29 protein-coding genes and 1 riboswitch are annotated in these 22,094 nt (G+C 47.6%); of the genes, 9 read left to right on the top strand and 20 right to left on the bottom strand.

The features are described from left to right. Window positions 1-7: 7 nt before the first annotated feature. The gene (gene bla / locus NYE38_RS05955) at window positions 8-757 is read right to left on the bottom strand and encodes a subclass B1 metallo-beta-lactamase (RefSeq protein WP_063636841.1); all 750 of its coding nucleotides are present in this window, start codon (window positions 755-757) and stop codon (window positions 8-10) included. A gap of 68 nt (window positions 758-825) precedes the next feature. Then, complete coding sequence (locus NYE38_RS05950; protein WP_063636842.1) at window positions 826-1,080, bottom strand: hypothetical protein; 255 nt, start codon at window positions 1,078-1,080, stop codon at window positions 826-828. Between the two features lie 120 nt (window positions 1,081-1,200). On the opposite strand from NYE38_RS05950, the gene NYE38_RS05945 reads away from it, so the two are divergent. Then, the gene (locus NYE38_RS05945) at window positions 1,201-3,486 is read left to right on the top strand and encodes an ATP-dependent helicase (RefSeq protein WP_063636843.1); all 2,286 of its coding nucleotides are present in this window, start codon (window positions 1,201-1,203) and stop codon (window positions 3,484-3,486) included. Between the two features lie 68 nt (window positions 3,487-3,554). On the opposite strand, the gene NYE38_RS05940 is transcribed toward NYE38_RS05945, so the two are convergent. The 4 genes from NYE38_RS05940 to NYE38_RS05925 form a co-directional block, all read right to left on the bottom strand. Continuing rightward, a complete protein-coding gene (locus tag NYE38_RS05940) occupies window positions 3,555-3,809 on the bottom strand; it encodes a stage VI sporulation protein F (RefSeq protein WP_003154986.1) in 255 nt (84 codons plus the stop codon). Window positions 3,810-3,975: 166 nt separating this feature from the next. Continuing rightward, the gene (locus NYE38_RS05935; RefSeq protein ID WP_007610678.1) at window positions 3,976-4,137 is read right to left on the bottom strand and encodes a YjcZ family sporulation protein; all 162 of its coding nucleotides are present in this window, start codon (window positions 4,135-4,137) and stop codon (window positions 3,976-3,978) included. Between the two features lie 91 nt (window positions 4,138-4,228). Next, the gene (locus NYE38_RS05930) at window positions 4,229-4,426 is read right to left on the bottom strand and encodes a hypothetical protein (RefSeq protein WP_070081639.1); all 198 of its coding nucleotides are present in this window, start codon (window positions 4,424-4,426) and stop codon (window positions 4,229-4,231) included. Between the two features lie 287 nt (window positions 4,427-4,713). Continuing rightward, the gene (locus NYE38_RS05925) at window positions 4,714-5,070 is read right to left on the bottom strand and encodes a DUF1360 domain-containing protein (RefSeq protein WP_015239585.1); all 357 of its coding nucleotides are present in this window, start codon (window positions 5,068-5,070) and stop codon (window positions 4,714-4,716) included. Between the two features lie 170 nt (window positions 5,071-5,240). Here NYE38_RS05925 and NYE38_RS05920 point away from each other — a divergent pair, with 170 nt between their 5' ends. From NYE38_RS05920 to cotZ, 5 genes are all read left to right on the top strand, one after another. Next, window positions 5,241-5,627: a spore coat protein gene (locus NYE38_RS05920; protein WP_003154992.1), complete on the top strand. Its 387-nt coding sequence runs from the start codon at window positions 5,241-5,243 to the stop codon at window positions 5,625-5,627. A gap of 37 nt (window positions 5,628-5,664) precedes the next feature. Then, complete coding sequence (locus NYE38_RS05915) at window positions 5,665-5,979, top strand: spore coat protein (RefSeq protein ID WP_160182568.1); 315 nt, start codon at window positions 5,665-5,667, stop codon at window positions 5,977-5,979. Window positions 5,980-6,071: 92 nt separating this feature from the next. Then, entirely contained in the window at window positions 6,072-6,572 is a 501-nt protein-coding gene (locus NYE38_RS05910) for a spore coat protein (RefSeq protein ID WP_015239583.1), read from the top strand. Between the two features lie 150 nt (window positions 6,573-6,722). Next, the gene (locus tag NYE38_RS05905) at window positions 6,723-7,205 is read left to right on the top strand and encodes a CotY/CotZ family spore coat protein (RefSeq protein WP_003154995.1); all 483 of its coding nucleotides are present in this window, start codon (window positions 6,723-6,725) and stop codon (window positions 7,203-7,205) included. A 145-nt stretch (window positions 7,206-7,350) separates the two neighbouring features. Next, a complete protein-coding gene (gene cotZ, locus NYE38_RS05900) occupies window positions 7,351-7,794 on the top strand; it encodes a spore coat protein CotZ (RefSeq protein WP_003154997.1) in 444 nt (147 codons plus the stop codon). 58 nt (window positions 7,795-7,852) lie between these two features. Here the strand turns inward: cotZ and NYE38_RS05895 are convergent, their stop codons facing one another. From NYE38_RS05895 to NYE38_RS05850, 10 genes are all read right to left on the bottom strand, one after another. Continuing rightward, the gene (locus NYE38_RS05895; RefSeq protein ID WP_276786778.1) at window positions 7,853-8,461 is read right to left on the bottom strand and encodes a CotO family spore coat protein; all 609 of its coding nucleotides are present in this window, start codon (window positions 8,459-8,461) and stop codon (window positions 7,853-7,855) included. A gap of 97 nt (window positions 8,462-8,558) precedes the next feature. Further along, entirely contained in the window at window positions 8,559-9,335 is a 777-nt protein-coding gene (gene fabI / locus NYE38_RS05890; protein ID WP_003155001.1) for an enoyl-ACP reductase FabI, read from the bottom strand. 130 nt (window positions 9,336-9,465) lie between these two features. Beyond that, the gene (gene thiD, locus NYE38_RS05885) at window positions 9,466-10,278 is read right to left on the bottom strand and encodes a bifunctional hydroxymethylpyrimidine kinase/phosphomethylpyrimidine kinase (RefSeq protein ID WP_285001912.1); all 813 of its coding nucleotides are present in this window, start codon (window positions 10,276-10,278) and stop codon (window positions 9,466-9,468) included. A 22-nt stretch (window positions 10,279-10,300) separates the two neighbouring features. Then, window positions 10,301-11,311, bottom strand: a complete 1,011-nt coding sequence (gene thiF, locus NYE38_RS05880) for a thiazole biosynthesis adenylyltransferase ThiF (protein WP_095272975.1) — start codon at window positions 11,309-11,311, stop codon at window positions 10,301-10,303. Further along, window positions 11,308-12,078, bottom strand: a complete 771-nt coding sequence (gene thiG / locus NYE38_RS05875) for a thiazole synthase (protein ID WP_007610655.1) — start codon at window positions 12,076-12,078, stop codon at window positions 11,308-11,310. Before thiG ends, thiF begins: the two co-directional genes overlap by 4 nt. Next, on the bottom strand, window positions 12,075-12,278 hold the full coding sequence (thiS, locus tag NYE38_RS05870) for a sulfur carrier protein ThiS (RefSeq protein WP_007409096.1): 204 nt from the start codon (window positions 12,276-12,278) through the stop codon (window positions 12,075-12,077). The genes thiG and thiS overlap by 4 nt, the downstream gene beginning before the upstream one ends. Beyond that, the gene (thiO, locus tag NYE38_RS05865) at window positions 12,275-13,384 is read right to left on the bottom strand and encodes a glycine oxidase ThiO (RefSeq protein ID WP_115940898.1); all 1,110 of its coding nucleotides are present in this window, start codon (window positions 13,382-13,384) and stop codon (window positions 12,275-12,277) included. Before thiO ends, thiS begins: the two co-directional genes overlap by 4 nt. After that, on the bottom strand, window positions 13,368-13,985 hold the full coding sequence (gene tenI, locus NYE38_RS05860) for a thiazole tautomerase TenI (RefSeq protein ID WP_014721002.1): 618 nt from the start codon (window positions 13,983-13,985) through the stop codon (window positions 13,368-13,370). The genes thiO and tenI overlap by 17 nt, the downstream gene beginning before the upstream one ends. Beyond that, window positions 13,963-14,670 (bottom strand): thiaminase II, encoded by a 708-nt coding sequence (gene tenA, locus NYE38_RS05855; RefSeq protein ID WP_015417218.1) that lies wholly within the window; start codon window positions 14,668-14,670, stop codon window positions 13,963-13,965. Before tenA ends, tenI begins: the two co-directional genes overlap by 23 nt. A gap of 87 nt (window positions 14,671-14,757) precedes the next feature. Then, window positions 14,758-14,866: riboswitch (TPP riboswitch) on the bottom strand. Between the two features lie 53 nt (window positions 14,867-14,919). Next, window positions 14,920-16,764 (bottom strand): monovalent cation:proton antiporter family protein, encoded by a 1,845-nt coding sequence (locus NYE38_RS05850; protein ID WP_029973137.1) that lies wholly within the window; start codon window positions 16,762-16,764, stop codon window positions 14,920-14,922. Window positions 16,765-16,991: 227 nt separating this feature from the next. On the opposite strand from NYE38_RS05850, the gene prpE reads away from it, so the two are divergent. Next, entirely contained in the window at window positions 16,992-17,741 is a 750-nt protein-coding gene (gene prpE, locus NYE38_RS05845; RefSeq protein ID WP_007409101.1) for a bis(5'-nucleosyl)-tetraphosphatase PrpE, read from the top strand. Window positions 17,742-17,773: 32 nt separating this feature from the next. Here prpE and NYE38_RS05840 read toward each other — a convergent pair whose 3' ends face one another. Genes NYE38_RS05840 through NYE38_RS05825 form a run of 4 tightly spaced genes read right to left on the bottom strand, consistent with a single transcriptional unit; the run spans window position 17,774 to window position 20,528 of the window. Further along, window positions 17,774-18,667, bottom strand: coding sequence for an RluA family pseudouridine synthase (locus tag NYE38_RS05840; RefSeq protein WP_014417427.1), 894 nt, complete (start codon window positions 18,665-18,667; stop codon window positions 17,774-17,776). A 14-nt stretch (window positions 18,668-18,681) separates the two neighbouring features. Next, entirely contained in the window at window positions 18,682-19,482 is an 801-nt protein-coding gene (locus tag NYE38_RS05835; protein ID WP_003155018.1) for an NAD kinase, read from the bottom strand. Window positions 19,483-19,499: 17 nt separating this feature from the next. Further along, window positions 19,500-20,135, bottom strand: a complete 636-nt coding sequence (yjbM, locus tag NYE38_RS05830; protein ID WP_007610625.1) for a GTP diphosphokinase — start codon at window positions 20,133-20,135, stop codon at window positions 19,500-19,502. A 27-nt stretch (window positions 20,136-20,162) separates the two neighbouring features. After that, complete coding sequence (locus NYE38_RS05825; RefSeq protein WP_003155020.1) at window positions 20,163-20,528, bottom strand: hypothetical protein; 366 nt, start codon at window positions 20,526-20,528, stop codon at window positions 20,163-20,165. 124 nt (window positions 20,529-20,652) lie between these two features. Between NYE38_RS05825 and NYE38_RS05820 the strand changes: the two genes are divergently transcribed. Next, window positions 20,653-21,225, top strand: a complete 573-nt coding sequence (locus NYE38_RS05820) for a CYTH domain-containing protein (protein ID WP_014417426.1) — start codon at window positions 20,653-20,655, stop codon at window positions 21,223-21,225. Window positions 21,226-21,229: 4 nt separating this feature from the next. Beyond that, window positions 21,230-21,916, top strand: a complete 687-nt coding sequence (locus tag NYE38_RS05815; RefSeq protein ID WP_159354009.1) for a lytic transglycosylase domain-containing protein — start codon at window positions 21,230-21,232, stop codon at window positions 21,914-21,916. The last annotated feature ends 178 nt before the right edge of the window (window positions 21,917-22,094 follow it).

Raw genomic sequence — 22,094 nt, 5'->3', positions numbered from 1 at the left:
TTCTTTATTACGTTTCTTTCAGAAGGCTTATCGTATGCGGCAGCAGACGGTCATCCCCCGGACTGCCATGGCCCGGGACGACAATGCTGATGTCCTGATATCTTTTCATGACTTTGCGGACGGCGCGCGGCCACTGGTCCGGATAAAAGCCCGGAGTAGGCACGATTTCCTTTGTTTCTAAAGCCTTGATTAAGCAACCGCCGAATAAAAGCTTATCCTCAGGCAGCCAGACGGTCATATTGTCTTCCGTATGCCCTTTTCCCGGATAAAACGTTTCAATTTTCATATCGCCAAACTGCAGCTTTGTCACGTTTTTCAAATCTCCGAGCGGCCGGTCATATCCCTGCTGTCGGGCGAAGTCGGCGGTCAGCTTCGTGCTGTGCACCTTTACACCGTATTTGTACAGTGTGTTCAGCCCGCCGATACGATCGTCATGAGCGTGTGTCACAACGGCATCGGTCATCTTTTTGCCGGGAAACCGCTTTTTTATTTGTGTCATTAATTGCTCTGTGAGACTGTCATTCCACGGAGTATCAATCAGTACGATTCCTTTGGAAGTCTCAAGAAGCAATCCGTTCGCAGGGACGGGACTTCCGTCTGCCGTACCGGTGCTTGTATGCATCCAGACATGCGGCGCCAGCTGTGTGAGAGTGACATCTTTTGCTGCGGAGCCCTCCGCCGCGTGTGCCGGTTTCATTCCGGCAGTAAAGAGGCCGAATAGAAATAACCCCGGAATTAATAATGAAAGCTTTCTCAAATTGAATCATTCCTTTCCGCATCTTTCATATTTACGACCCAAAAAAACCCGGATATATCCGGGCTTTTTCACACGTATTGATTTATCAACCGGCCTTTTCCCATGATTTGCGGCAGACGGGAAAGAGAGCGCTTACGTTTTTCCTCAAGTACTTTCTTTTCTGCGGCTGCGGTGTTTTCCTGGCGGCGCTCCACCTCTCTGTACAACCTGTCATTGGCGAGGGCGGCCGCTTTCGTAATGCCGGCGTAATCAGGCTTATAACCCGCTGCCCGGTTTGCGTATTGAGAATACTGCTGGTTTTGAATCCGTCCTGCATAAATCATATGTACCCCTCCCCTTCGCTTTTCATTTCCCTTAATCTTACTTTTTGAAACGCGGTTCTTTTGTTATGATATTCTTTGTCTATCAAATGGATGAACACCTTTTAATGGGAGGACCCCTTTTTGAAATGCGCCCGAATGAATAACCGAACGATTCATTTACATACATATTCTAGAGAACATTACCAATTCCTTTTTGAAGAAGCTCAGAAAGGAAATATTTTTTGCGCACATTGTGACCAGCCCGTCTTGATGCGGCTTTCGATTTTAGAGCAGCCGGCATTTTATCACCGGCAAAAGGGAGACTTCACCGCCTGTGAAAAAGCATGCGCGGCCGAGGAACCGCAAGCGGAGAAAGAAAAAGAAGAGTATAAGGAAGCCGGCATGTTCCGCCTGCCGAAAGGAAAAGCGATTTCAGAGAATCCGAAACCGATCGTCTCAGAATGGAAAAGCCCGAAAAAAGTGCCTGCGGCCGAACCGTTTTCACCAACATCCGAGGCGGCTGACACATCTTTGTTCCCCGGCATCGGCCTGAATCGCGAACAGATGACGGCAGTTACTGAAACGGACGGCCCCCTGTTGGTGCTCGCCGGAGCGGGAAGCGGAAAAACAAGGGTGCTGACAGCCCGCGCCGCCCATATGATTGAACACCTCGGCATTTCACCTGAGAATATGCTGCTTGTAACCTTTACGACAAAAGCCGTCGCCGAAATGAAAGAGCGGATGGCGAATGAGTACGGGCTGGCAGCCGGAAAAGTCTCCCGTCTCGTGACCGGAACATTCCACAGCTTTTTCTATAAAATACTCTATCATTATGATTCTTCAAAATGGAACGGCAGCCAGCTTTTAAAAATGGAGTGGCAAAAAGAGCAATATGTGAAAAAGGCGCTCTATGAAGAAAATTTGGATGAAAAAGAGTTTCCCGTCGACCAGGCGCTTCAGCTTATCGGCTGCTGGAAAAACACATATCTCCCCCATGAGACCATTCCGCTTGCGGACGACTGGGAGAAAAAAGTGTACAGGCTCTACGAACATTACGAACGGCAAAAGCGGGAAAAACGGCAATTTGATTTTGATGACATGGCCCAAGGCTGTTATGAACTGTTTCAAAGCCGGCCTGATATTCTCGCACAGTACCAAAACAGATTTTCTCATATTTTGATTGATGAGTTTCAAGATATCAATCCTGTCCAGTACAACATTATGCAAATGATCGCAAGCCCTGAGAATAACCTGTGCTGCGTGGGTGATGACGACCAATCCATTTATGCATTCCGCGGCAGCAGCCCGTCTTTCATTTTAGATTTTCAAAAGGATTATCCGGCAGCAAAGACCATTTATTTAACGGCAAATTACCGATCGCCGCATCCGATCGTCTCAAGCGCTCATGCCGTCGTAAAGAAAAATAAAAAACGGTATGAAAAAACACTTTCTGCCGTCAAAGACGGCGTTCACAATCCCGTGCTGTTTTATCCTTACGATGAAGAAGAAGAAGCGACCATGATCGTTTCGGATATGAAAGAGAAAATTCAAAACGGGGAGAGTCCTGACGATTTTGCCGTGCTTTACCGGACAAACAGCGCCGGACGGGCCATTTATGAAAGACTGCACCAATCATCGATTCCTTATCATGCCGACAGGGGTGTGCAGACGTTCTACAGCCGCAGAATCGTACGCCAGATCCTCGCCTACTTATATGCGAGTCAGAATGAAGATGATCCGGATGCGGTGAAAGACCTGCTGCCCGCCTTATTTTTAAAGCAATCCGCCCTGCAAACGTTAAAGGCGCTGTCAATCACGGAAGATTGCACGATGGTTAAGGCACTGACGAAACTGCCTGACCTGAAGCCTTTTCAAATAGGGAAGATCAAGCAGATCGTTCCGTTTTTCGCAAGCATCCGGACAATGAAGCCGGTTGAAGCCATCACCTTTGCAGAAAGCAAAATGGGTTTTTCCGAGTATTTAAAAAAACGGGGCAATGAGGGGAACAAACTGGAAAAAGGCTCTGATGATCTCAGGGATGTCAAAGTGGCCGCCAAAAAATTCAAAACCATTCCCGATTTTCTTGCGCATGTCGATCATATGCGCGCCGCTGAGAATCTGAAAACCGATGAAAACGGCGTCGAACTGCTGACCATTCACCGCTCTAAAGGTCTTGAATTCAATACGGTCTATATTTTAGGCGCGGCTGACGGCTCGATCCCCCATGACTTCGCGCTTGAGACGGCGAGACAGGGCGATCCCGCTCCGCTCGAAGAAGAAAGACGGCTTCTGTATGTCGCAATGACAAGGGCCATGCAGCATTTATATGTATCTTGTCCCGCATACAGGCGGGGAAAAACAGCGCGCAGTTCAAGATTTCTCGAGCCCCTTCTTCGGACGGACAGACGGAGCGCACTCAGGATATAAAGAACCCGGCAGATCACTGCCGGGTTCTTCTCACATAAAAAGGCCTTTTTAGCAAGGCCGGCTGACGCCTATTTATTGTTCAGCATTTTAGAAATGGTGCCAAAATCAAGTTTCTCTTTACCGCTTGTAATCGATTGAACGATTTTGTCTTCCAATTCTTTCGGAACACGCTTGTTAGCCAGCTGGGACACCTTCTGAATGACGCCTCTCACCGTGTTTTCATCTTTGAAATTGGCATTTTGCAATGATCCTGCAAGGTTCATGACATCCTTCATGCTGACGCCTGTTTTCTTCTCAATATTTTTGAAAAATTGATTATCCATGGTGTGCCTCCTTTTGTGGAGTAATACGATATTGTATGAATAAAGAGCGGAACATGTGCCCGTAAGACAAGGAAAAAATTCCGAGTGCCCCGTCTCTATACTCCTTCATACATCAGGGAAGCACGGGACTGAACGGTCCCGCGCTTATCCAAGGTCTTGCTAAGGTTTAGCCAAAAAAGGATGCACCGACAATGATCAGAAGGATGAACAATACGACAACAAGAACAAATGTTGAGCCGTATCCCCCTCCGACATAGCCGCCTCCGTATCCGCCGCAGCCGCCATAACCGCCGTAGCCGCCGCCGAATCCGCCATATCCGAATCCCATATCTAAGCACCTCCTTTACTCTCTATACTCTATGTGAGCCGACTTGTTTGGCTTGGATAAATGCATAGGGCCGGTGCGGATTTCATTCATTTTAGTGAGAATGCTCATTTTTCTTCAATTTCGCTTCTGTTTCGGCGGCAAACACATCTATCCATTCCTCAAAGCGCGATCCCGCTTCATCAAACTCAGACAGCTGTTTTTCAATAGATAAGATATAGTTGTCATGCTCCCGCTGATTTTGATTGTGCCGGCGGTATTTACCGTTTATGAATGATTCAAATATATTCATAACATCCCCTCCTCCTATGATCTATGCCGGACAGAGGCAGGCGTTCGGCATAAAACAAAAAAAACCGGAAGCTCCGGTTTTTTAGAAAACGGCTATTTCGGTTTTTTCTTTTGGCCGCAGCCGCAGCCTTTTTTCTTAATTTTTTTTTCGTAAGGCTGATGCACAGTTGATTTGTATGGAGAGTGTTGGGAAGGTTTGCTTGATTGATTCATGGTGATCCTTCCTTTCCTTATGTCATATATGCCAGTTTATGCCGAAAGTGACGGTAAGTTGCTGGTGGAACCGCCTTATTCCTGCAGAAGACGAGAAACCGCAGCTTCAATGATCCCGGCCGCGCCGGCTATGGCTAACAGCAAAATCAGCCATTGCGCAGCCTCGGGTACCACAATCTGGACCGCAATTAAAAAGGCGGCACACCACACGCCCGTACACCAGTAGCAGCTGAGAAGTTCACCGATAAATGCCCTGATGCCTTTTCCTTTTATGACAATGTAGGTTTCTGTCGTGCCGTCGGGTGCGGTTTCTGTTTTTTCCTCGTGAAAAAGGCTCCGAAGCGGCGCCATAATGGTGTCAAATACGAAAAGCCTGGCCAGCCGGAAAACGGCAAACGATAACAGAATAAATGAAAGCCAATTGATAACCACCTGTTCACTCCTTTTCAAAACTTGACCTCTTTATACATATGCGAAAACCCTGATCTTCATGAATCGCACCTTGTCCGGTAAAAAAATAGGTGCGGTTTAGTTGTTTTTCTTATTCCGCTCGGCGTTTCATTTGCATTATATAAAGTATGAATGAGAAAGGAGTGAAGGTTATGTCGTTTGAAGAAAAAGTCGAAACACTGCAACCGCAAATATACGAACAATTATCCAACGAATTCGAGCAGACGATCGAAGTGATTGATTGCGAAAATGTCACAATAGATACAACACATATAACGGCCGCTCTTTCTATACAAGCCTCAGTTACTACGGCGATTATCCTCGCGACACAGCTCGCGATCGCAGATGAAGACACAGCCGACCAAATAGCAACCGAACTGCTGATCCTGGATGATTGCCAAATAAAAAAGAGGACCGTCATTCAAGTCCTGAACAGCCGCAATATTAAAATCACACTGACTGCAGACGATATTATGGCCTTTGTACAAATTTTGTTTCAATTATTAAATATACTTTTTGCTGAACTAGACATCCTTTAACCTTTCTTTTCAAATATTTAAATAGAGGTGAGAACAAATGGCAGATAACGAAAAATTTAAAAAAGAACTCGAAAATCTACCAGAAGTGGATCCGCTTTTAAAGGTGCTTGTCAGCAATGTCTTCAAAAAACACGGCGTGACAAAAGATAAAATGCGGGAAATACCTGATGAAGAAAAAGAAATGCTGATCGCATTAGTCAAAGACATGCAGGCAAAAACAGAAGCTTTTCTTGAAAGCCAGAAACAGAAAAAAGAGCAGGAAAAAGCGCAAGATCAGCAGACCAATCCGCAAACCCGCAGAGAACAATTAATCGAACAGCTCCGGCAAAGACGCCAAAATCCCGGTCAATAACTAAAAAATAGTGATTTTTATCAGGATAGATGCCTGAGTCAAAGTAAGGGGCCGGCTCATTTAATAATAGTAAAAGAAAAGGAGGAATAGATATGGAAAGCAGACCATACTCTTGGGTTGCACTTGATCCTGAATGCGAACATCCGCGAGAAGAAAAAGAAGAAAAAGAAGGCAGAAGATGTAATGTTTGCTGTAACGGACATGGATTTGGCGAAGATAATGCCTTCCTTGACCAAGACCTTGCTCAAGCGAATATCAACAAACAAGTTTCTGAAGAAGCGATTATTATCAGAGACTCTTGTGATATTAACGTAACGTCAACAGACGTTCAAGCAGTCGCTTCAGTCATGACAGCGATTAATGCAGCAGTCGTAACGGCCACTCTCACTTCAATCGCTGACGGAGTCATCGCTGAATTGGTCGCACAAGACTTACTGCAGCTAACAGCTAACAAACAAATCAACCGTCAAAAACTGCTCATCGAAAACTCCCGCGGCGTAAACGTGACAACAGTAGATGCCGATATCGCAGTGTTGATCTCAACAGCGACAAATTTACTGATTGCCGTCTTAGTCATCACCCTTGTCCTCTAAAAAGAAAAAGCAGAGCTAAAAATGCTCTGCTTTTTCTTATTTTCTCCGCATATGATGAATATATAGACGTTCACCCACACCAAGTGAGGCTCGCGTACATATGTTGTTAAAGACAAAAGTCAAATACCCTAAAAGAAGGAGCTGAAATCCATGAGCTGCGGAAAACACCATGGCCGAGATGAAAGTTGTGTATGCGATGCAGTCGAGAAGATTTTAGCAGAACAAGAGGCTGTTGAAGAACAATGCCCGACTGGATGCTATACCAATCTGTTAAGCCCGACGGTTACCGGTAAAGATACCATCCCGTTTCTCTTGTTTGATAAAAAAGGCGGTTTGTTCTCCACATTCGGGAACGTCGGAGGCTTTGCGGATGACAGCCAGTGCTTCGAGTCTATTTTCTTCCGGGCAGAAAGAGTTTGTGATTGCTGCGCAACGCTTTCAGTATTGCGCCCCGTAGATGTGCACGGCGACACCCTCAGCGTCTGCCATCCTTGTGACCCGGATTTCTTCGGTTTAGAAAAAACAGATTTTTGCATTGAAGTTGATCTGAGCTGCTTCAGCGCCATTCAATGCCTTTCACCGGAGCTTGTTGACCGGCCTGAGCCGCACAAAGAGAAAAAGCATCACGGATAGTCATTGATTCGCATCTTTCCTAAAGAAGAATCCCCTTCCAACCTTCTATTACAGATGCAATCATCAGCCCGCCCGGACTTCCGGGCGGCTGACTCTCCGATATCGTTTAATCCGGTATATAAAACGTGAAGTCAGGAGGGATATTATGAGCAAGCATACAACATACTGTGTGCGTGAAGCGGTAGAAAATATTGAAGACCTGCAAAATGCGGTCGAGGAAGATTGCCCGGCCGGATGCTATTCCAACCTTTTATCGCCGGGTTTTTCATTAGGCGATACAGTGCCGTTTGTGCTTTTCACTTCTAAATCATCACCGTTTACCGCATTCGGAAATGTCGGCGAGCTGGATAACGGACCGTGTTTTAACACCGTTTTTTTCAGAGTTGAAAGGGTCTGTGACGGCTGTGCCACATTAAGCCTGCTTATTGCTTTTGACGAGCATAAGCACATTCTTGATTTTACAGATAAAGACTCTCTCTGCGATGTATTCCGTTTAGAAAAAACAAACTATTGCGTTGAAGTCGATCTCCATAGCTTCTGCGCCATCAATTGCCTGAACCCGAGACTGATCAACCGCACACATTCTTAAATCAAAAAGCATAAAAATAAGCTGCCGGATGAAAGAATTCAGGCAGCTTTTTGTATGGTTAAAATCCAAGCGGATGCAGCGAGGTAATATCGTCTATTGCGAGTTCTGCCGGCGCTCCGTTGCTTGTCGTCCGCAGGAAGATCGCATTATTTTTTCTGCCGACGATTACGCCTCTGTAGGTTTTCCCGTTGGCTTCTATCAGACAAAGGGTCCGCGGCATATTATGCGGCAGCTTCGTTAAGAAATCAATTTTTTCAAGAATGGACATTCTGCTCATCGGCTTTTTCACGCGCTTTGGCGGAACCTTTTCCTCTGGGGCGGCATTGTGAACCGCTTCAGGCTCTTTTTCAGCGGTATCAGGCTCTTTTTTAGCGGCGTCAGGCTTGGCAGTGTCCTGCTCCGCTTGCGCCGGAACTTCTTGAACGGCTTCTTCTGCGCGGCTGTGCTGTTCAGGCACTTGTTTTTCTGGTTCGACAGCCACTGCTCCTTCAGGCTGAGTTTGACATTCTTCCTCCCGCTTTCCATGCATCGGCTCTTCTTCCGGCGGCTGAGGTGCTTTCCTTTTTTTGATTAATATGTCCTGCATTGATGATTGCGTGTCTGAATAATCCGCCTGAACAATATACATGAGCGGTTTTTTTTCCGCGTTTCTGTTTTGTTTTGACATCTTCATCCCTCCGATTCTGTCATGTTTTATTTATATGACGGAATGATTAAAATCAGAAGAAAGAAAAAAGCAATCCCTGAAAGGGACTGCTTGTTATTTAACGTGCGGTAATATGGAATCCTGAATCAACGTGAAGATTTTCGCCCGTGATGCCTCTTGACAGGTCACTGAACAAGAATGCAGCCGTGTCGCCCACTTCTTCAGGTGTTGTCGTGCGGCGCAGCGGCGCGCGCTCTTCAATTTCTTTCAGGATAGAGTTGAAATCACTGATTCCTTTTGCAGACAGCGTACGGATCGGTCCTGCTGAAATGCTGTTGACGCGGATGTTTTCTTTTCCTAGGTCAGCGGCTAAATATCTGACGCTCGCATCAAGAGACGCTTTTGCCACACCCATTACGTTATAGTTTGAAACGACGCGCTCTCCGCCGAGGTAAGTGAGTGTAACGATGCTTCCGCCTTCAGTCATAATCGGACGCGCCGCTTTTGCGACCGCTGTCAGTGAGTAAGAACTGATGTTATGCGCAAGCAGGAATCCTTCGCGGTTCGTATTTAAATATTCTCCGACAAGCTCTTCTTTGTTTGCGAACGCGATGCAGTGCGCGATGCCGTGAATCACGCCGACCTGCTCTTTAATGCTCGCAAAGCAAGTTTCAATCTCAGCGTCATTTGTCACATCACACGGAAGGATGATGGAATCATTTCTTTCTAATGTAGCCGCAAGGTCATGAACTGATTTTTCCAAGCGCTCTCCCGCGTAAGTGAAAATGAGGCGCGCTCCGGCTTCATGCAGCGAACGGGCGATTCCCCATGCGATACTGCGTTTATTGGCAACGCCCATCACAACGATGTTGCGGCCTTCAAGTGAGAAATTCATATGTATAAAGCCTCCTGTAATCGTCTTAAAGACATAGTTTTAGTACCTGATCTTAATTTTTATCATATCATAACCTTGTCCAGATTGAAAGCATGGGAAAAAGACCGCAGATGTTGAAGCGGTCTCTTTTTTATCTCGTCTGCAGACTGTTCCTTTTAAAGGCAAAATGATTGGTCGGGCCGTGTCCCGCTCCGATGCCGAGCGTATGTTCCACGGCTTCCCGCACAAAATTGACGGCTGTCTCAAACGCGGTCTGAATGTTTTTCCCCTTTGCCGTTTCCGCCGTCAGCGCGGCTGCGAACGTGCAGCCTGTTCCGTGGGTGTGTTTGGTGTCAATATAAGCGTGGCTGATTTGGGTAAAAGACGAACCGTCAAATAATAAATCAACGATCCTCCCCTGTTCAGGCTGGTGTCCGCCTTTTATGATGACATGCTTTGCACCAAGCTTGCAAAGGCATTCGGCCGCTTTTTTCCGGTCCTCAAACGTTCGGATTTCCATTCCCGTCAATACCTCAGCTTCCGGAACATTCGGCGTCACCGCATAGCTGCGCGGAATTAACAGCTCTTTTAACGCGGCCTGAGATTCCTCACGCAGCAGGGAAGCGCCTCCTTTGGCAATCATGACGGGGTCGGTGATGACATGATCAAGCCCGTACTGATCCGTTTTTTTCGCAATTTCCGCAATCATTTCCGCGCTCCACAGCATTCCCATTTTTACAGCGTCAGGCCGCAAATCTTCCGCCACCGCGTCAATCTGGCTGCCCAGCGCTTCCCGGGTGAGCGGATAAATGCCGTGAACGCCCAAAGTGTTCTGGGCGGTTACCGCTGTAATGGCTGACATCCCGAAAACGCCGAGCTCCTGAAAGGTTTTGAGATCCGCCTGTATACCGGCGCCGCCTCCTGAATCTGATCCGGCAATCGTCAATGCTTTGCATATGCTCATGATGTTCTTCTCTCCTTTCGCATTATCCGATCCATTTATGATAAAAAGATTTCGCTCTGCTGATATCACTTGTGCCGTGTATTAATGCTCTGCCGTCACGAAACAGAACCATCTTGAACTTGTCTGTGCAAAACGAAATTAAATACGGGTTGGCTGAAACATCAAGCCCTGTCCGTCTGAGCTGTCCCGCAAGTTTTTGCAGATCAAACTGTTCGGAGATCCCCGTTCTGATCTGCACCGTGTTCCGCCCGCACAGAACCGCCGCTTTTGTCTGATTTTCATAGGATAAAAACGGATAATCGTTTGTGCCGCAGCTTGGGCAATCAGCCGACTTAAGACAGGCGACGTTTATTTCTGACCGTTCATTTTTCCATAAATCAAAGGAACGGAGAACATGCTCGATAGATCCGCCCGTTAACAGCTTCAGCGCATCTGCTGCCTGAAAAACGGCCGTCTGCAATGCAGCCGGGCTGATGATTCCTGCCGTATCGCATGTCATACCGCCTAAAGGCAATGTCTCAAGCAGACAATGAAGGCACGGCGTGACACCGGGAATGACGGTAAAAGAGAGCCCGTAGCTGCCGACACAGGCGCCGTACAGAAAGGGAATCCCTTTCTGCACAGCCGCATCATTCACAATCAGCCTCGTTTCAAAGTTGTCGGCGGCATCCACGATGAGGGAGGCGTCACGAATCAATCCGGGTGCGTTTTCCGCAGTGACATCCATGACAAATCCCTCGACCTCTACATCACTATTTATGGATCGAAGCCGTTTTTCAGCCGCCGCGGCTTTCGGCATTTCCTGTCTGACATCGTCTTCGGTATAAAGCTGCTGGCGCTGGAGATTACTCCACTCCACATAATCTCTGTCAGCGATCGTTACCTTCCCGACCCCTGCTCTGACAAGCATCTCCGCACTTGCCGTCCCAAGCGCACCCGCGCCGATAATCACGGCATGAGACGACCGGAGCTTCTCTTGGCCTGAGGGACCGATCGGCTGAAACAGCTCCTGTCTGGAATATCTGTCCGTCATACCGGAAGACCGTCTCGCGGACTGCTTGCAGTTCCGTAATCTTTCACCGGAATTCTCCCGGCTTCATAAGAAAGGCGGCCCGCTTCTACGGCAAGCTTCATCGCCCTGGCCATCTTGACCGGATCATCAGCGCCTGACACAGCGGTATTTAACAGCACGCCGTCAGCCCCGAGCTCCATCGCGTAGGCGGCGTCTTTTGAAGATCCGACGCCGGCATCGACAATGACCGGCACCTTCGCCTGTTCAATGATAAAGGAAAGATTCAGCGGATTTAAAATTCCCTGACCGGAACCGATCGGAGAAGCGCCCGGCATAATGGCATGCACTCCGAGCTCCTCAAGACGTCTTGCGAGCACGACATCGTCTGACGTATACGGAAGCACGATAAATCCCTCTTCGAGCAGCTGTTCTGATGCTTTCAGCGTTTCAACCGGATCAGGCAAAAGTGACCGGCTGCATCCGATGACTTCTACTTTTATCATGTCACAAAGCCCTGAAGCTTTGGCAAGCCTTGCGATTCGGACCGCCTCTTCAGCCGTTGCGGCGCCGGCCGTATTCGGCAGAAGCGTATATTTAGACAAATCAAGCTGTTCGAGAAAGTTAGGCTGAGACTCTTCAAAGATGTTCATCCGCCGCACCGCAAAGGTTAAAATATCTGATTCCGAGACAGCCACCGCCTCTTTCTGAATCTCAAAACTCGGATATTTTCCCGTTCCTAACAGCAATCTTGACTGAAACTGTTTTCCGCCTATTGTTAACATCCTCATCCGCCTCCTACAAAATGGACAATTTCTATGACATCGCGGTCACACAAACTTGTATTTTCATAATTCTTTTTTTCAATGATTTCTTTATTTCTCTCCACAACTACGATTCTTTGATCAAGCTGGTACGATTCAAGCAAATCCTGAACCGTCCCCTCATTTCGATTCCAATCAATTTGTTTTCCGTTCAGCTGAAGGATCATATATGAACAGCCTCCTTGCGATCAATTCGAAACGCTTCTTCCCATTCCTGTTTAATCTGTCTTTCCAGGATCATATCCCGCACCATTTCAGCCGTTGCCGGCGCCAACAGGATGCCGTTCCGAAAATGGCCGGCGGCGAAGATGATGCCGCTGTCTTCAGGATGCCGCCCGATAAACGGCTTTCCGTCTCTTGTTCCCGGCCTGAGACCCGCCCAAAACCGGTCTATTTTCATATGTTCGATGGCGGGAAGCATTGTTTTCGCTTTTGCAATGACGGCCTCAATTCCTCCGATGTCAGGCGTATCGCTCCAGTCGCCCTGTTTCATCGTGGCGCCGATGACAAGCCGGCCGCTTTTTCTCGGGACGACATAACAATGATCATGGTAAAGGGTTTTGGTCAGCGGGGTATCGTCATTCCACACGGAAAGGCATTCTCCCTTCACAGGAAAAAAAGGCTGTCCCAAGCCGAGCTGGCTGAAAAACCGGCCGCTCCATATACCGCTTGCAACTGCGACTTTGTCAGCATAGACATCCCCGCCGGATGTTGTGATGCAATATTCTCCGTTCACCCGTTTTACGGAGGTGACTTGTGTATGCTCATATATGTCAGCGCCATAGCGCCGCGCTCCTTTTGCATACGCTTTGCAGACATAGTACGGTTCGACATGGACATCGTCTTTTATAAAACTTGCGCCGAGAATGTCTTTTGAAGCGTAAGGCTCTTTTTCAAGGGCATCTTCCGCTGAAAGCCAGGTGACGGAAGGCAGATCATCCATCTTCCGTAGACGGGCGATATCTTCTTCGGTATACGCCAGTTTAAGCATTCCGCCGTTATGGCGCCTGATGTCAATGCCGCAAGCTTCCTCAAGCTCTTGCCCCGCCGCTTCATACAGCCTTTGACTGTGCATGGCAAAATCAAAAAACGCATCCCGGTTTTCACATTCCGCATGAGCGCCCAGCATTCCCGCGGCAGCGCTTGTCGTTTTTCGGCCGACTTCTCCGGCTTCAAACAAGACAACGTTCTGCTGCGTCTTCGCCAGCTCATAAGAAATGGCGCACCCGATAATTCCGCCGCCGATCACCGCTGTATCATAGTGCTTCTTCATAATCGGCCTCCCTTACCGCGCGTGCATACCGTTTTGCCGCCTCCTCAGGATTTTCAGCTGAGAAAATACCTGACATGACTGCAATTCCGTCCGGTTTCGCCTGCTTTGTGTGTCCGATCGTCTGCATTGTCATTCCGCCGATTGCGATGACGGGGATGGAAAGCGTGCGTTTGATCTCTGAAAGCAGGCTGATGCCTCTTGCTTCAAGTCCTTGTTTACATTCGGTTTCAAATACATGGCCGAACACCACATAATCCGCATCTTCCTTTTCAGCTTGGATGGCTTCTTTCAGCGAATGAACCGAACGTCCGATATGAAGATGGGGAAATCTGCTTCGCACCTGCTTTACGGAAAAGCTGCGGGACGGAAGCTGAACACGGTGTATGTTGGCAAAAAGCGCGATATCCGCCCTGTCATTGATAATCAATTTGTCCTTATCCGCACCGCCCTTTTTCAAAAGGGACAAAAGCTGCATGATCTCTCCCGCTGTTTTATCCCGCTCACGGATATGGATAAAGCTTACTTCGCGCTGAATCGAAAGAATATCCTCGGCAAGCTCGGCAACGGGTTTGCGATTATCAGTTACCGCGTGCAGCTCCAAAGGATTCCACCTCTTTTCCGCCCTTCTCGGACCAGCCTTCTTTTTGATAGGCCATTCCCCAAAATTGATATTCATAATAGCTTGAAATCACAAAATTCTCTTTCATTTTCGCGCGGATGTCCTCTGTGCTGTTTTCAGCAATCTCGTCAAAACGGCTGATCTGTTCTTCGACTTGCTGTCTGAACCAGTCTCCGCCGTATGTACCGATCCATTTTTCATAAATCGGATGCTCCGGTTTGCACTCTTTTAAGTGTTCGCCGACTTCATAATAAAGCCAATAACAGGGCAGAAGCGCAGCTAATATTTCTCCAAAATTGCCGCTCATCACCGATCTGTACATATGAGACGTATAAGAATAGGCGGTCGGTGCCGGTTTAAATGCCGCACGCTCTTCTTCCGTAATCCCTAAAAGCTCCGTAAACTCGCGGTGCAGCGCCATTTCCGCTTCATATGTCCCTTGAGCGTGGCCCGCCATCCTGCCCGTCGTAAACAAGTCTTCGGCATATGCGGCGCCGAACGCCTGAACTTTTGCAAAATGCGTCAAATAGTAGGAATCTTGCAGCACGTAATAGCTGAAACGGTCTATCGGCAGGCTTCCGTCACCGATTCCCGTTACAAACGGATGAACAAAACTTCCGTCCCACCATTCGGCAGCCGCCTGTCTGCATTCTTCAGAAAATGTCATCATGTCTTCCCCCCTGATAAAATAAAAAAACCACTTTCCCGCATCGGAAAAGTGGTTTGGAATTTAAATGGATAAAAGGAACCCCAAAAAAATACCGCTCCACTTCCCTACGCAGGTCTGAACCTGTTCAAGTTATGAGGGTCTAAAAGTCTCACTTTTATCTCAGCCCTTATGAAGGACACCCCTAGTGGTCATACGATTAATGATTTAATTGTTATGCCTTCTATATTATCACGAATTGCAATTTGGTCAAGCTTCAAGGATTTTTCTCAGTTCCGACACGTAGTTGCGCGAGCCCGTAACGATGAGACGGTCTCCTGTTTTCAGCCGCGTGTCTCCGTGCGGAACGATGCTGTCCACACCTCTGAAAATCCGGACGAAAATCACATCGCCCATCAGCGGAAATTCCCGCAGAATGATGCCGTTATACGCCGGGTTTTCCAGATTGATCTGATATAACGAAGACTCCTCATTCGTCAGGAGGCTCATCACGCCCGGCGCCTCAATTAATGCGCGCAAGAGCGTCTTTGTAGACAGAAGGATAGAAAAAATACTGATGCCCTCTTCTTTCAGTTTTGTTTCATGCTCAACCGAGCCGACGCTTGCGATGATACGCTCAGTCCCTTTCTCTTTCGCTATTAAGGCGATTTCGGCGTTCACATCTTCATTTCCCGTCGCCACGACAAGAATATCCGTTTTGAAAATACCGTGCGACTCAAGCGTACCGGGCTCGTAATCAGAAATCGTGTCAACCGAAAAAACCGATTCCGCAAGCGTTTCCCCGGCATTTTCCTGATACACATGGACGACCCGTACTTCATATTCCTCCTCAGGCAATTCCAGCGTAACCGGAAGTGTCATTTGGTTGGCGCCGATAAATGTAATGCGCTTTTTTTCCTGCGGCGCGCTTTGCCGTTTGTATAATTTCTTAAAGCCGATCGGCGTGATGATGCTGGCAATAACCGCAACTAAAGTCAGCGCGCCGGACATATTGGCGCTGATAATGTGGAGCCTTTCTCCGATCGTAGCCGCCGCGATAACAAGCGACAGCGTGGACGTCAGCAAAAAGCCCGAAGCAAACACGGTTCTTTTGTCATACCATTTCTTTAAATAAAACACCGGGAACATTTTGCTGATAAACAGCGCAAGCAGAAGCAGCGGAATCATCGTTACTGTTTTCGGATCTTGGAAAAGTGTCCAAATGTCCAATTTCACCCCGACCATGACGAAAAAGATCGGAATTAAAAACCCGTAGCCGAATGAATCCAGCTGTTCCACCATTTCTTTATTCGGAGACAGAAGCGATACCAGAACGCCTGCCAAAAACGCGCCGAGAATATTTTCCGCCCCGAGAGATTCCGATAAAGCGACAAGCACGATAATCAGTGTGAAAATGGCCCGCGTGCCGATCTGCACGGTGCCTTTAGACATCGACTGCACAAATGAACGGTGTTTAAAGATCCTGCCGAAGAAATACAGCACGACCCCCGCGGCAAAAAGAATCAACAGAAGCCACATATTTCCGCTGTCTTCTCCGTAAAGAGAAGAGAAAAAAGCGAGCAGAATCATCGTAGCCAAGTCCGCGATAACGGCGACAAGCAGGATGATCTGGCCGATATTGGAGTTCATGATCCGTTCTTCCTTTAAAGTCGGGACCACCACGCCGAGTGATATCGTCGAAATAATAAGCGTCATTAAAAATGCGTTTTGTATAAAACCGGCTAATACAAAGGCATAGGACAGCAGCAATGATAAAATAAAGATGCCGAAAAAGATAATCAGTGCGGCAGAAAACGTGTTGGGCGCTTCCTTGCCATTCGGAAGGAATTGTTTTTTCTTCCCTTTCTCAAATGAAGAAAAATCAATTTCCAATCCGCTTAAAAACATTAAAAAGATAAAGCCGAGAACCGACAGCGTCTCCAGCCACGTGTCTCCCTGAACGACAAGATTCAGGCCGCTTTTTCCGATAATAAGCCCCATGATGATCTCCGCGACGACGACGGGGATGCTGAGCTTAAACCGATGTAAAAGGAGCGGCGTCAAAAAAGCGACGATCAGAACGACGACTAAAGATGCGACTGATGTGTGTTCCATTCGTAAATACCTCCTTAAAACAAGGGCTATAAAAGCCCGCTTAAAGCGGGCGAAACCTTACTTTTTTTTAAAAACATAACGCATATTCTAACAAGGCTGAACGCGAAAAAAAAGTGATAAGGCTTTATTTCTTTAATTCTTTTTTAATTTGTACCAAAACAGCGTAATTAGGTATAGGAATTAGCCCCATAATAAATAAAAAACCGTTAATAAGGAGGCTGACACGAATGGCTTATGACATCATCAGCGATATACACGGATGTTATGACGAAATGATCGCGTTAATGCAAAAGCTCGGATATGAAGTGAAAGACGGAACGCCCGTTCATTCTGAAGGCAGGACGCTTGTCTTTGCGGGGGATTTAACGGACAGAGGCCCAAAATCCGTAGAAGTGATGCGTTTTGTGGCAAAAGCATATGAAAAAGGAGCCGTCCGTTATGTCCCGGGAAATCATTGCAACAAACTGTATCGTTACTTAAAAGGAAACCCCGTAAAAGTGATGCACGGACTGGAAACGACGGCAGCCGAACTGAAAGAGCTGTCTCCCGCCGACAGAACGGAAGTCTCCAGACAATTCATCCGATTATATGAGTCAGCGCCGCTTTATGACATTTTACATAATGGCGATCTCGTTGTCGCCCACGCCGGCATAAAAGCTGACGATATCGGTAAATACTCGCGTAAGGTAAAAGAATTTGTTCTGTACGGCGATATCACGGGTGAAACGTATCCCGACGGCAGACCCGTCAGAAGAGACTGGGCCGCCGCTTACGAAGGCAAGGCATGGATTGTTTACGGCCATACCCCGGTAAAACGCCCCCGGATCGTCAACCGTACAATCAACATTGACACAGGCTGCGTCTTCGGCAATCAACTGACAGGCTTTCGTTTTCCCGAGCACGAAACCGTCTCTGTGGAAAGCTCAATGCCGTATGATGCTTCACGATTTCGCGAGGATCACGGCAGGCAGGCATGAAAAAAGCCCGAAACCGGCACACGGTTCGGGCTTTACATGTGTTCAATTAATGTTTTCATATCGTCAGGCACCGGGGCGTGAAAAACGAGCGTTTCTCCGGTCATGGGGTGTACGAATGAAAGCCGCTCACTGTGAAGAGCCTGCCGCGCAATTCCCTCATTTTTTCCGCCGTACAGTGTATCACCGACTAACGGATGGCCGAGGTAGCTCATGTGCACCCGGATTTGATGCGTCCGCCCCGTTTCCAGCCGCAGGGCTGCAAGCGTAAACGCATGTCCCGCTTTTTCCGTTTGAAAATGCGTCACCGCTCGTTGTCCCTCCGGCGTTACCATCCGCTCAATAATACTGTCGTGTTTTCTTCCGATGGGCGCGTCCACCGTTCCTTCCTTCTGCGGCATGATGCCGTGTACGACAGCGAGATACCGCCTGCTGACAAGCCCCTTCTTCTGCGCTGCTGACAAAAGAGAATGGGAAAGCCGATGTTTGGCGATCAGCATCGCCCCCGATGTATCCCTGTCAAGGCGGGTGACAAGATGAACCGTTGATGGCACGCCGCTTTTTCGGTAGTGGCTGATCACTCCGTTAGCGATGCTTCCCGACGGATGTTCTCTTGATGGAATTGAGGAGACATACGGCTGTTTATTGACCACAAGCACATGGTCATCTTCATAAAGAATATCAAGCGGAACCGGCTCAGGCAAAAGCGTTTCACTCACATGCTCCTTCGGAAATTCAATCTTAAGCACGTCTCCGTCCGCTAACACGGTGCGGACGGTTACATGCTCTCCGTTCACAAGCAGGTCTCCCCCGCCGAATTTAATGTCAGCGAGTAGCCGCTTTGAAATGCCGAGCTGCGCCGTATATTCTTTTATCGTCATGCCGGCTTCCCGGGCAGTCATGTTCTTTTGGATAAAAAAGTTGTCCAATCCGTTTCCTCTTTCTATTCGCCTTTTCCGATAAAGGAGTCCTGCACCCTTTTCCAAAACGGAAAAGGGCGGAATCTTGCAAATCTGACTTTTTCATTTGCCACACGGCATAGAATGGACTTGACATCCTTATGCAGCAAGGTTAAATGATCAATTGTGACTTGAAAGTCGACGTCGTTTCTCGGTTTGATGACACAGTTATGATGATCGGGAAGCAAAAGCGGCGAACCGACAGTCCTGAACACTCTGTTGTTGATGGATGCCATTTCCGCAAGCTGAATCGCCCTGATGGAAGGGTGGATGATTGCGCCGCCTAACGCCTTATTATAAGCCGTGCTTCCGGAAGGCGTAGACAGACATAAACCGTCCCCCCTGAACGTTTCAAACAGCTGGCCTTTAATTTCCACGTCAGCGACGAGACTGCCTTCTATGCTTTTGATCGTACATTCGTTCAAAGCCAGATACCGCTCCTCACGCTCTTCATCATGATAAGTGACAATCACCTCAAGAAGGGGATACTCCACGGTATGATACGGCGTTTTGGCGATGGCCAGAACGAGCTTTTCTATCTCCTGCGGAACCCAATCGGCATAAAAACCCAAATGCCCCGTGTGAACTCCGACAAACGCCGTTTTATCGAGACGGTCGCTGTACCTGTGAAATGCGTAAAGAAGCGTTCCGTCACCGCCGACGGAAATAACGATTTCCGGCTCTTTTTCATCCAAGGTCATATCAAAATCGAGTAAATACGCCTGTATTTTGCTTTTCAGTGTATCTGAAACCTCGTCTCCTTTTGAAGAAACGGCAAATTTCATGCCATTCCCCTCCTTTCCTACTGGTGGTCTCCCGCTTTTTTCTTTCGCGAGAACGCGGCTTGGGCTTCCTGGATTTCTCCGCGGATTTCTGACATTTCTTCATCGAGCCGGGATGCGGCTTCTGAGGCCCGCTGCAGCCTCAGCTTTACTTTTTCGGGAATGTTCCCGCTGTATTTGTAATTCAGTGAATGCTCAATGGTTGCCCAAAAGTTCATGGCAAGCGTCCGAATCTGTATTTCCACAAGAACGTGCTTTTCTCCGGACGTTGTTTGTAAAGGATATAAAACGACAAGGTGGTAAGACCGATATCCGCTTTCCTTATGCTCTGCTATATAATCCCGCTTATCGACAACGGTAAAATCTTTTCTGGCAAACAGCATATTTTTGACGATCTGGATGTCATCGACGAATTGGCACATAATACGCAGCCCCGCGATATCCTGCATCGTTTCAATCTGATGAAGCGGTATGCTTTTTCGTCTCGCTTTTTCAAGTATGCTCGCCACCGGCTTCACGCGGCCTGTCACAAACTCAATCGGTGAGTGGTCATCTTCATACTCATAAAGGGTTCTGACGCCTTTCAGCTTCACCTTTAATTCTTCAACAGCCTGGCGGTATGGCGCTAGAAATTGCTCCCATTGTTTGTCATCCATCGTACATCCCCCAATTCCGAACCTGTTCTAAAGAAATACGCTTTTCACTTTTTCTTCCATATCTCCGTAGTTTGCATTATCTTTAATATTTTCAAGAAGATAATCGAGTTCTTCATGCAGCCCTGAAAGTTCAACCGTTTTTCCGCCGGCCTCAAGGACCGCCGGTTTTCTTTGGTCTAAGGCTTCTTTCAGATCCGGCCAGATATGTTCTTTTATAATGACATATTCAAAAGAGTCAGCTGATTCAAGTATGTATACAAAAGCAAAGTGATCGGAATCAACAAGCATTTGACCTGAGGCTTTGCGTTCCGCTCCGCTTAAGTCCTCTCCGCACTTCAAGCGGAGCGCGTCTTCTGTTAATGATGCATTTTGGATTTCAATTCTCTTTTGCATAATGTTCTCCTTTTTTAACAAAGTACAGCATTTATTTTATCATATCAAGGTCGATATTGATAAACGTAACCTCTAAAGAGATAATGGGAATTATACAATTTTTCGTCCTGAAAGGAAGACTGTCATGACCCAAGAAATAGAAATTGAATTCAAAAACCTGCTGACAAAATCAGAATTTCTGAAGCTGAGTGAAGCACTCTGCATGAAAGAACATGATTTTAAACAGCAGGTCAATCATTATTTCGACACGAAAGATTTTTCCCTGAAACAAAAAAAATCAGCACTCCGCATCCGAGAAAAAGACGGCGCGTTCGTTCTGACGTTAAAAGAGCCTGCCGCGGTCGGTCTGCTGGAAACCCACCAAGAGCTTGCGGCACCTGATCTTGACGTCTTCAAGATTCCGGATGGCCCCGTCAAACGTCAGCTGGAAGGTCTCGGAATCAACTCAGAACACATTTGCTATTTCGGGACGCTGTCGACCGCACGCGCGGAAAAAGAATCAGAAAAAGGCTTAATCATTTTAGATCACAGCCGATATTTAGAGAAAGAAGACTTTGAATTGGAATTCGAAGCTGCTGACTGGGATGAAGGAAAACGGGCGTTTGAACAATTGCTCAAGCAATTCGGCATCCCAGAGCGGATCACGAAAAATAAAATACAGCGTTTTTATGAACAGAAACAAAAAAAGGTGGAATGACACAGTGAATATCACGAATTGGGCGGCCCTTCTCCAGCTGCAATCAATGGCGCTGCAATCAATCTCTCATACAAGCACGGCTTCAGGCGGACAATCTTCAGAAAGCCCGCTTGCAAATTTCAGCGCGCTGCTCAGCCAGTATACGGACACAGCCGTCCGGCAGCAGCCGGAATTGGGAATTTTAAACGGTGTGCGGACCGCTCACGCTTCATATTCACCGAGAATTCCCGTTTCATCCGGCTCCGCGGCTGCTTCACAGACCGCTTCCCCGGGCATAAAGTCTCCGGATGCGGCTTCTGATATCAGCACCGGAAACTTTTCAATAGACAGCGCCATTCAGAAAGCGGCCGAAAAATACGGAGTGGACGAAAAGCTGATCCGCGCGGTTATTAAACAGGAATCCGGCTTTAATCCGAAAGCGGTCAGCGGTGCGGGGGCAATGGGACTGATGCAGCTCATGCCTTCCACGGCAGAATCACTCGGGGTGTCAAACCCGCTTGATCCCGTCCAGAACGCTGAGGGCGGCACAAAGTACCTAAAGCAGATGCTCACGAAATACGACGGAAATGTATCTCTGGCGTTAGCCGCCTACAACGCAGGCCCCGGCAACGTAGATCGGTACGGAGGCATTCCGCCGTTTAAGGAAACACAGCAATATGTCAAAAACATAACCAAACAGTATTACGCGTAAACCAGAGAGGCTTCCTTCGCCCTCTGGTTTTTTTGCGGAGTGAAATCTTACACATGAATGAAGGCGATGTGATATGATATGAAATACAAGCGCCTGACAGAAAGGCACTTTGTTTGTAGAAATAAAATGTTATTGCTAAAATATACAGTAACTGAAGATAGTAAAACTGAAAGATAAA

Source organism: Bacillus sp. EU63 (assembly GCF_038592915.1).
Taxonomy (GTDB): domain Bacteria; phylum Bacillota; class Bacilli; order Bacillales; family Bacillaceae; genus Bacillus; species Bacillus velezensis.
This window is presented reverse-complemented; position numbering and strand designations above follow the sequence as displayed.

Bases quoted from the DNA above. Each gene is read 5' to 3' on its own strand.
- thiS (WP_007409096.1), bottom strand. From the start codon at position 12,278: ATGATCCTTCAGCTGAACGGAAAACAAATTGATTGGAATCGAAATGAG.
- NYE38_RS05940 (WP_003154986.1), bottom strand. From the start codon at position 3,809: ATGGATAATCAATTTTTCAAAAATATTGAGAAGAAAACAGGCGTCAGC.
- NYE38_RS05950 (WP_063636842.1), bottom strand. From the start codon at position 1,080: ATGATTTATGCAGGACGGATTCAAAACCAGCAGTATTCTCAATACGCA.
- cotZ (WP_003154997.1), top strand. From the start codon at position 7,351: ATGAGCAAGCATACAACATACTGTGTGCGTGAAGCGGTAGAAAATATT.
- prpE (WP_007409101.1), top strand. From the start codon at position 16,992: ATGGCTTATGACATCATCAGCGATATACACGGATGTTATGACGAAATG.
- fabI (WP_003155001.1), bottom strand. From the start codon at position 9,335: ATGAATTTCTCACTTGAAGGCCGCAACATCGTTGTGATGGGCGTTGCC.
- NYE38_RS05910 (WP_015239583.1), top strand. From the start codon at position 6,072: ATGGAAAGCAGACCATACTCTTGGGTTGCACTTGATCCTGAATGCGAA.
- NYE38_RS05825 (WP_003155020.1), bottom strand. From the start codon at position 20,528: ATGCAAAAGAGAATTGAAATCCAAAATGCATCATTAACAGAAGACGCG.
- NYE38_RS05935 (WP_007610678.1), bottom strand. From the start codon at position 4,137: ATGGGATTCGGATATGGCGGATTCGGCGGCGGCTACGGCGGTTATGGC.
- NYE38_RS05895 (WP_276786778.1), bottom strand. From the start codon at position 8,461: ATGTCAAAACAAAACAGAAACGCGGAAAAAAAACCGCTCATGTATATT.
- NYE38_RS05930 (WP_070081639.1), bottom strand. From the start codon at position 4,426: ATGAATATATTTGAATCATTCATAAACGGTAAATACCGCCGGCACAAT.
- NYE38_RS05920 (WP_003154992.1), top strand. From the start codon at position 5,241: ATGTCGTTTGAAGAAAAAGTCGAAACACTGCAACCGCAAATATACGAA.
- thiF (WP_095272975.1), bottom strand. From the start codon at position 11,311: ATGACGGACAGATATTCCAGACAGGAGCTGTTTCAGCCGATCGGTCCC.
- thiO (WP_115940898.1), bottom strand. From the start codon at position 13,384: ATGAAGAAGCACTATGATACAGCGGTGATCGGCGGCGGAATTATCGGG.
- NYE38_RS05850 (WP_029973137.1), bottom strand. From the start codon at position 16,764: ATGGAACACACATCAGTCGCATCTTTAGTCGTCGTTCTGATCGTCGCT.
- NYE38_RS05820 (WP_014417426.1), top strand. From the start codon at position 20,653: ATGACCCAAGAAATAGAAATTGAATTCAAAAACCTGCTGACAAAATCA.
- NYE38_RS05835 (WP_003155018.1), bottom strand. From the start codon at position 19,482: ATGAAATTTGCCGTTTCTTCAAAAGGAGACGAGGTTTCAGATACACTG.
- thiD (WP_285001912.1), bottom strand. From the start codon at position 10,278: ATGAGCATATGCAAAGCATTGACGATTGCCGGATCAGATTCAGGAGGC.
- NYE38_RS05915 (WP_160182568.1), top strand. From the start codon at position 5,665: ATGGCAGATAACGAAAAATTTAAAAAAGAACTCGAAAATCTACCAGAA.
- thiG (WP_007610655.1), bottom strand. From the start codon at position 12,078: ATGAGGATGTTAACAATAGGCGGAAAACAGTTTCAGTCAAGATTGCTG.
- NYE38_RS05905 (WP_003154995.1), top strand. From the start codon at position 6,723: ATGAGCTGCGGAAAACACCATGGCCGAGATGAAAGTTGTGTATGCGAT.
- yjbM (WP_007610625.1), bottom strand. From the start codon at position 20,135: ATGGATGACAAACAATGGGAGCAATTTCTAGCGCCATACCGCCAGGCT.
- tenA (WP_015417218.1), bottom strand. From the start codon at position 14,670: ATGACATTTTCTGAAGAATGCAGACAGGCGGCTGCCGAATGGTGGGAC.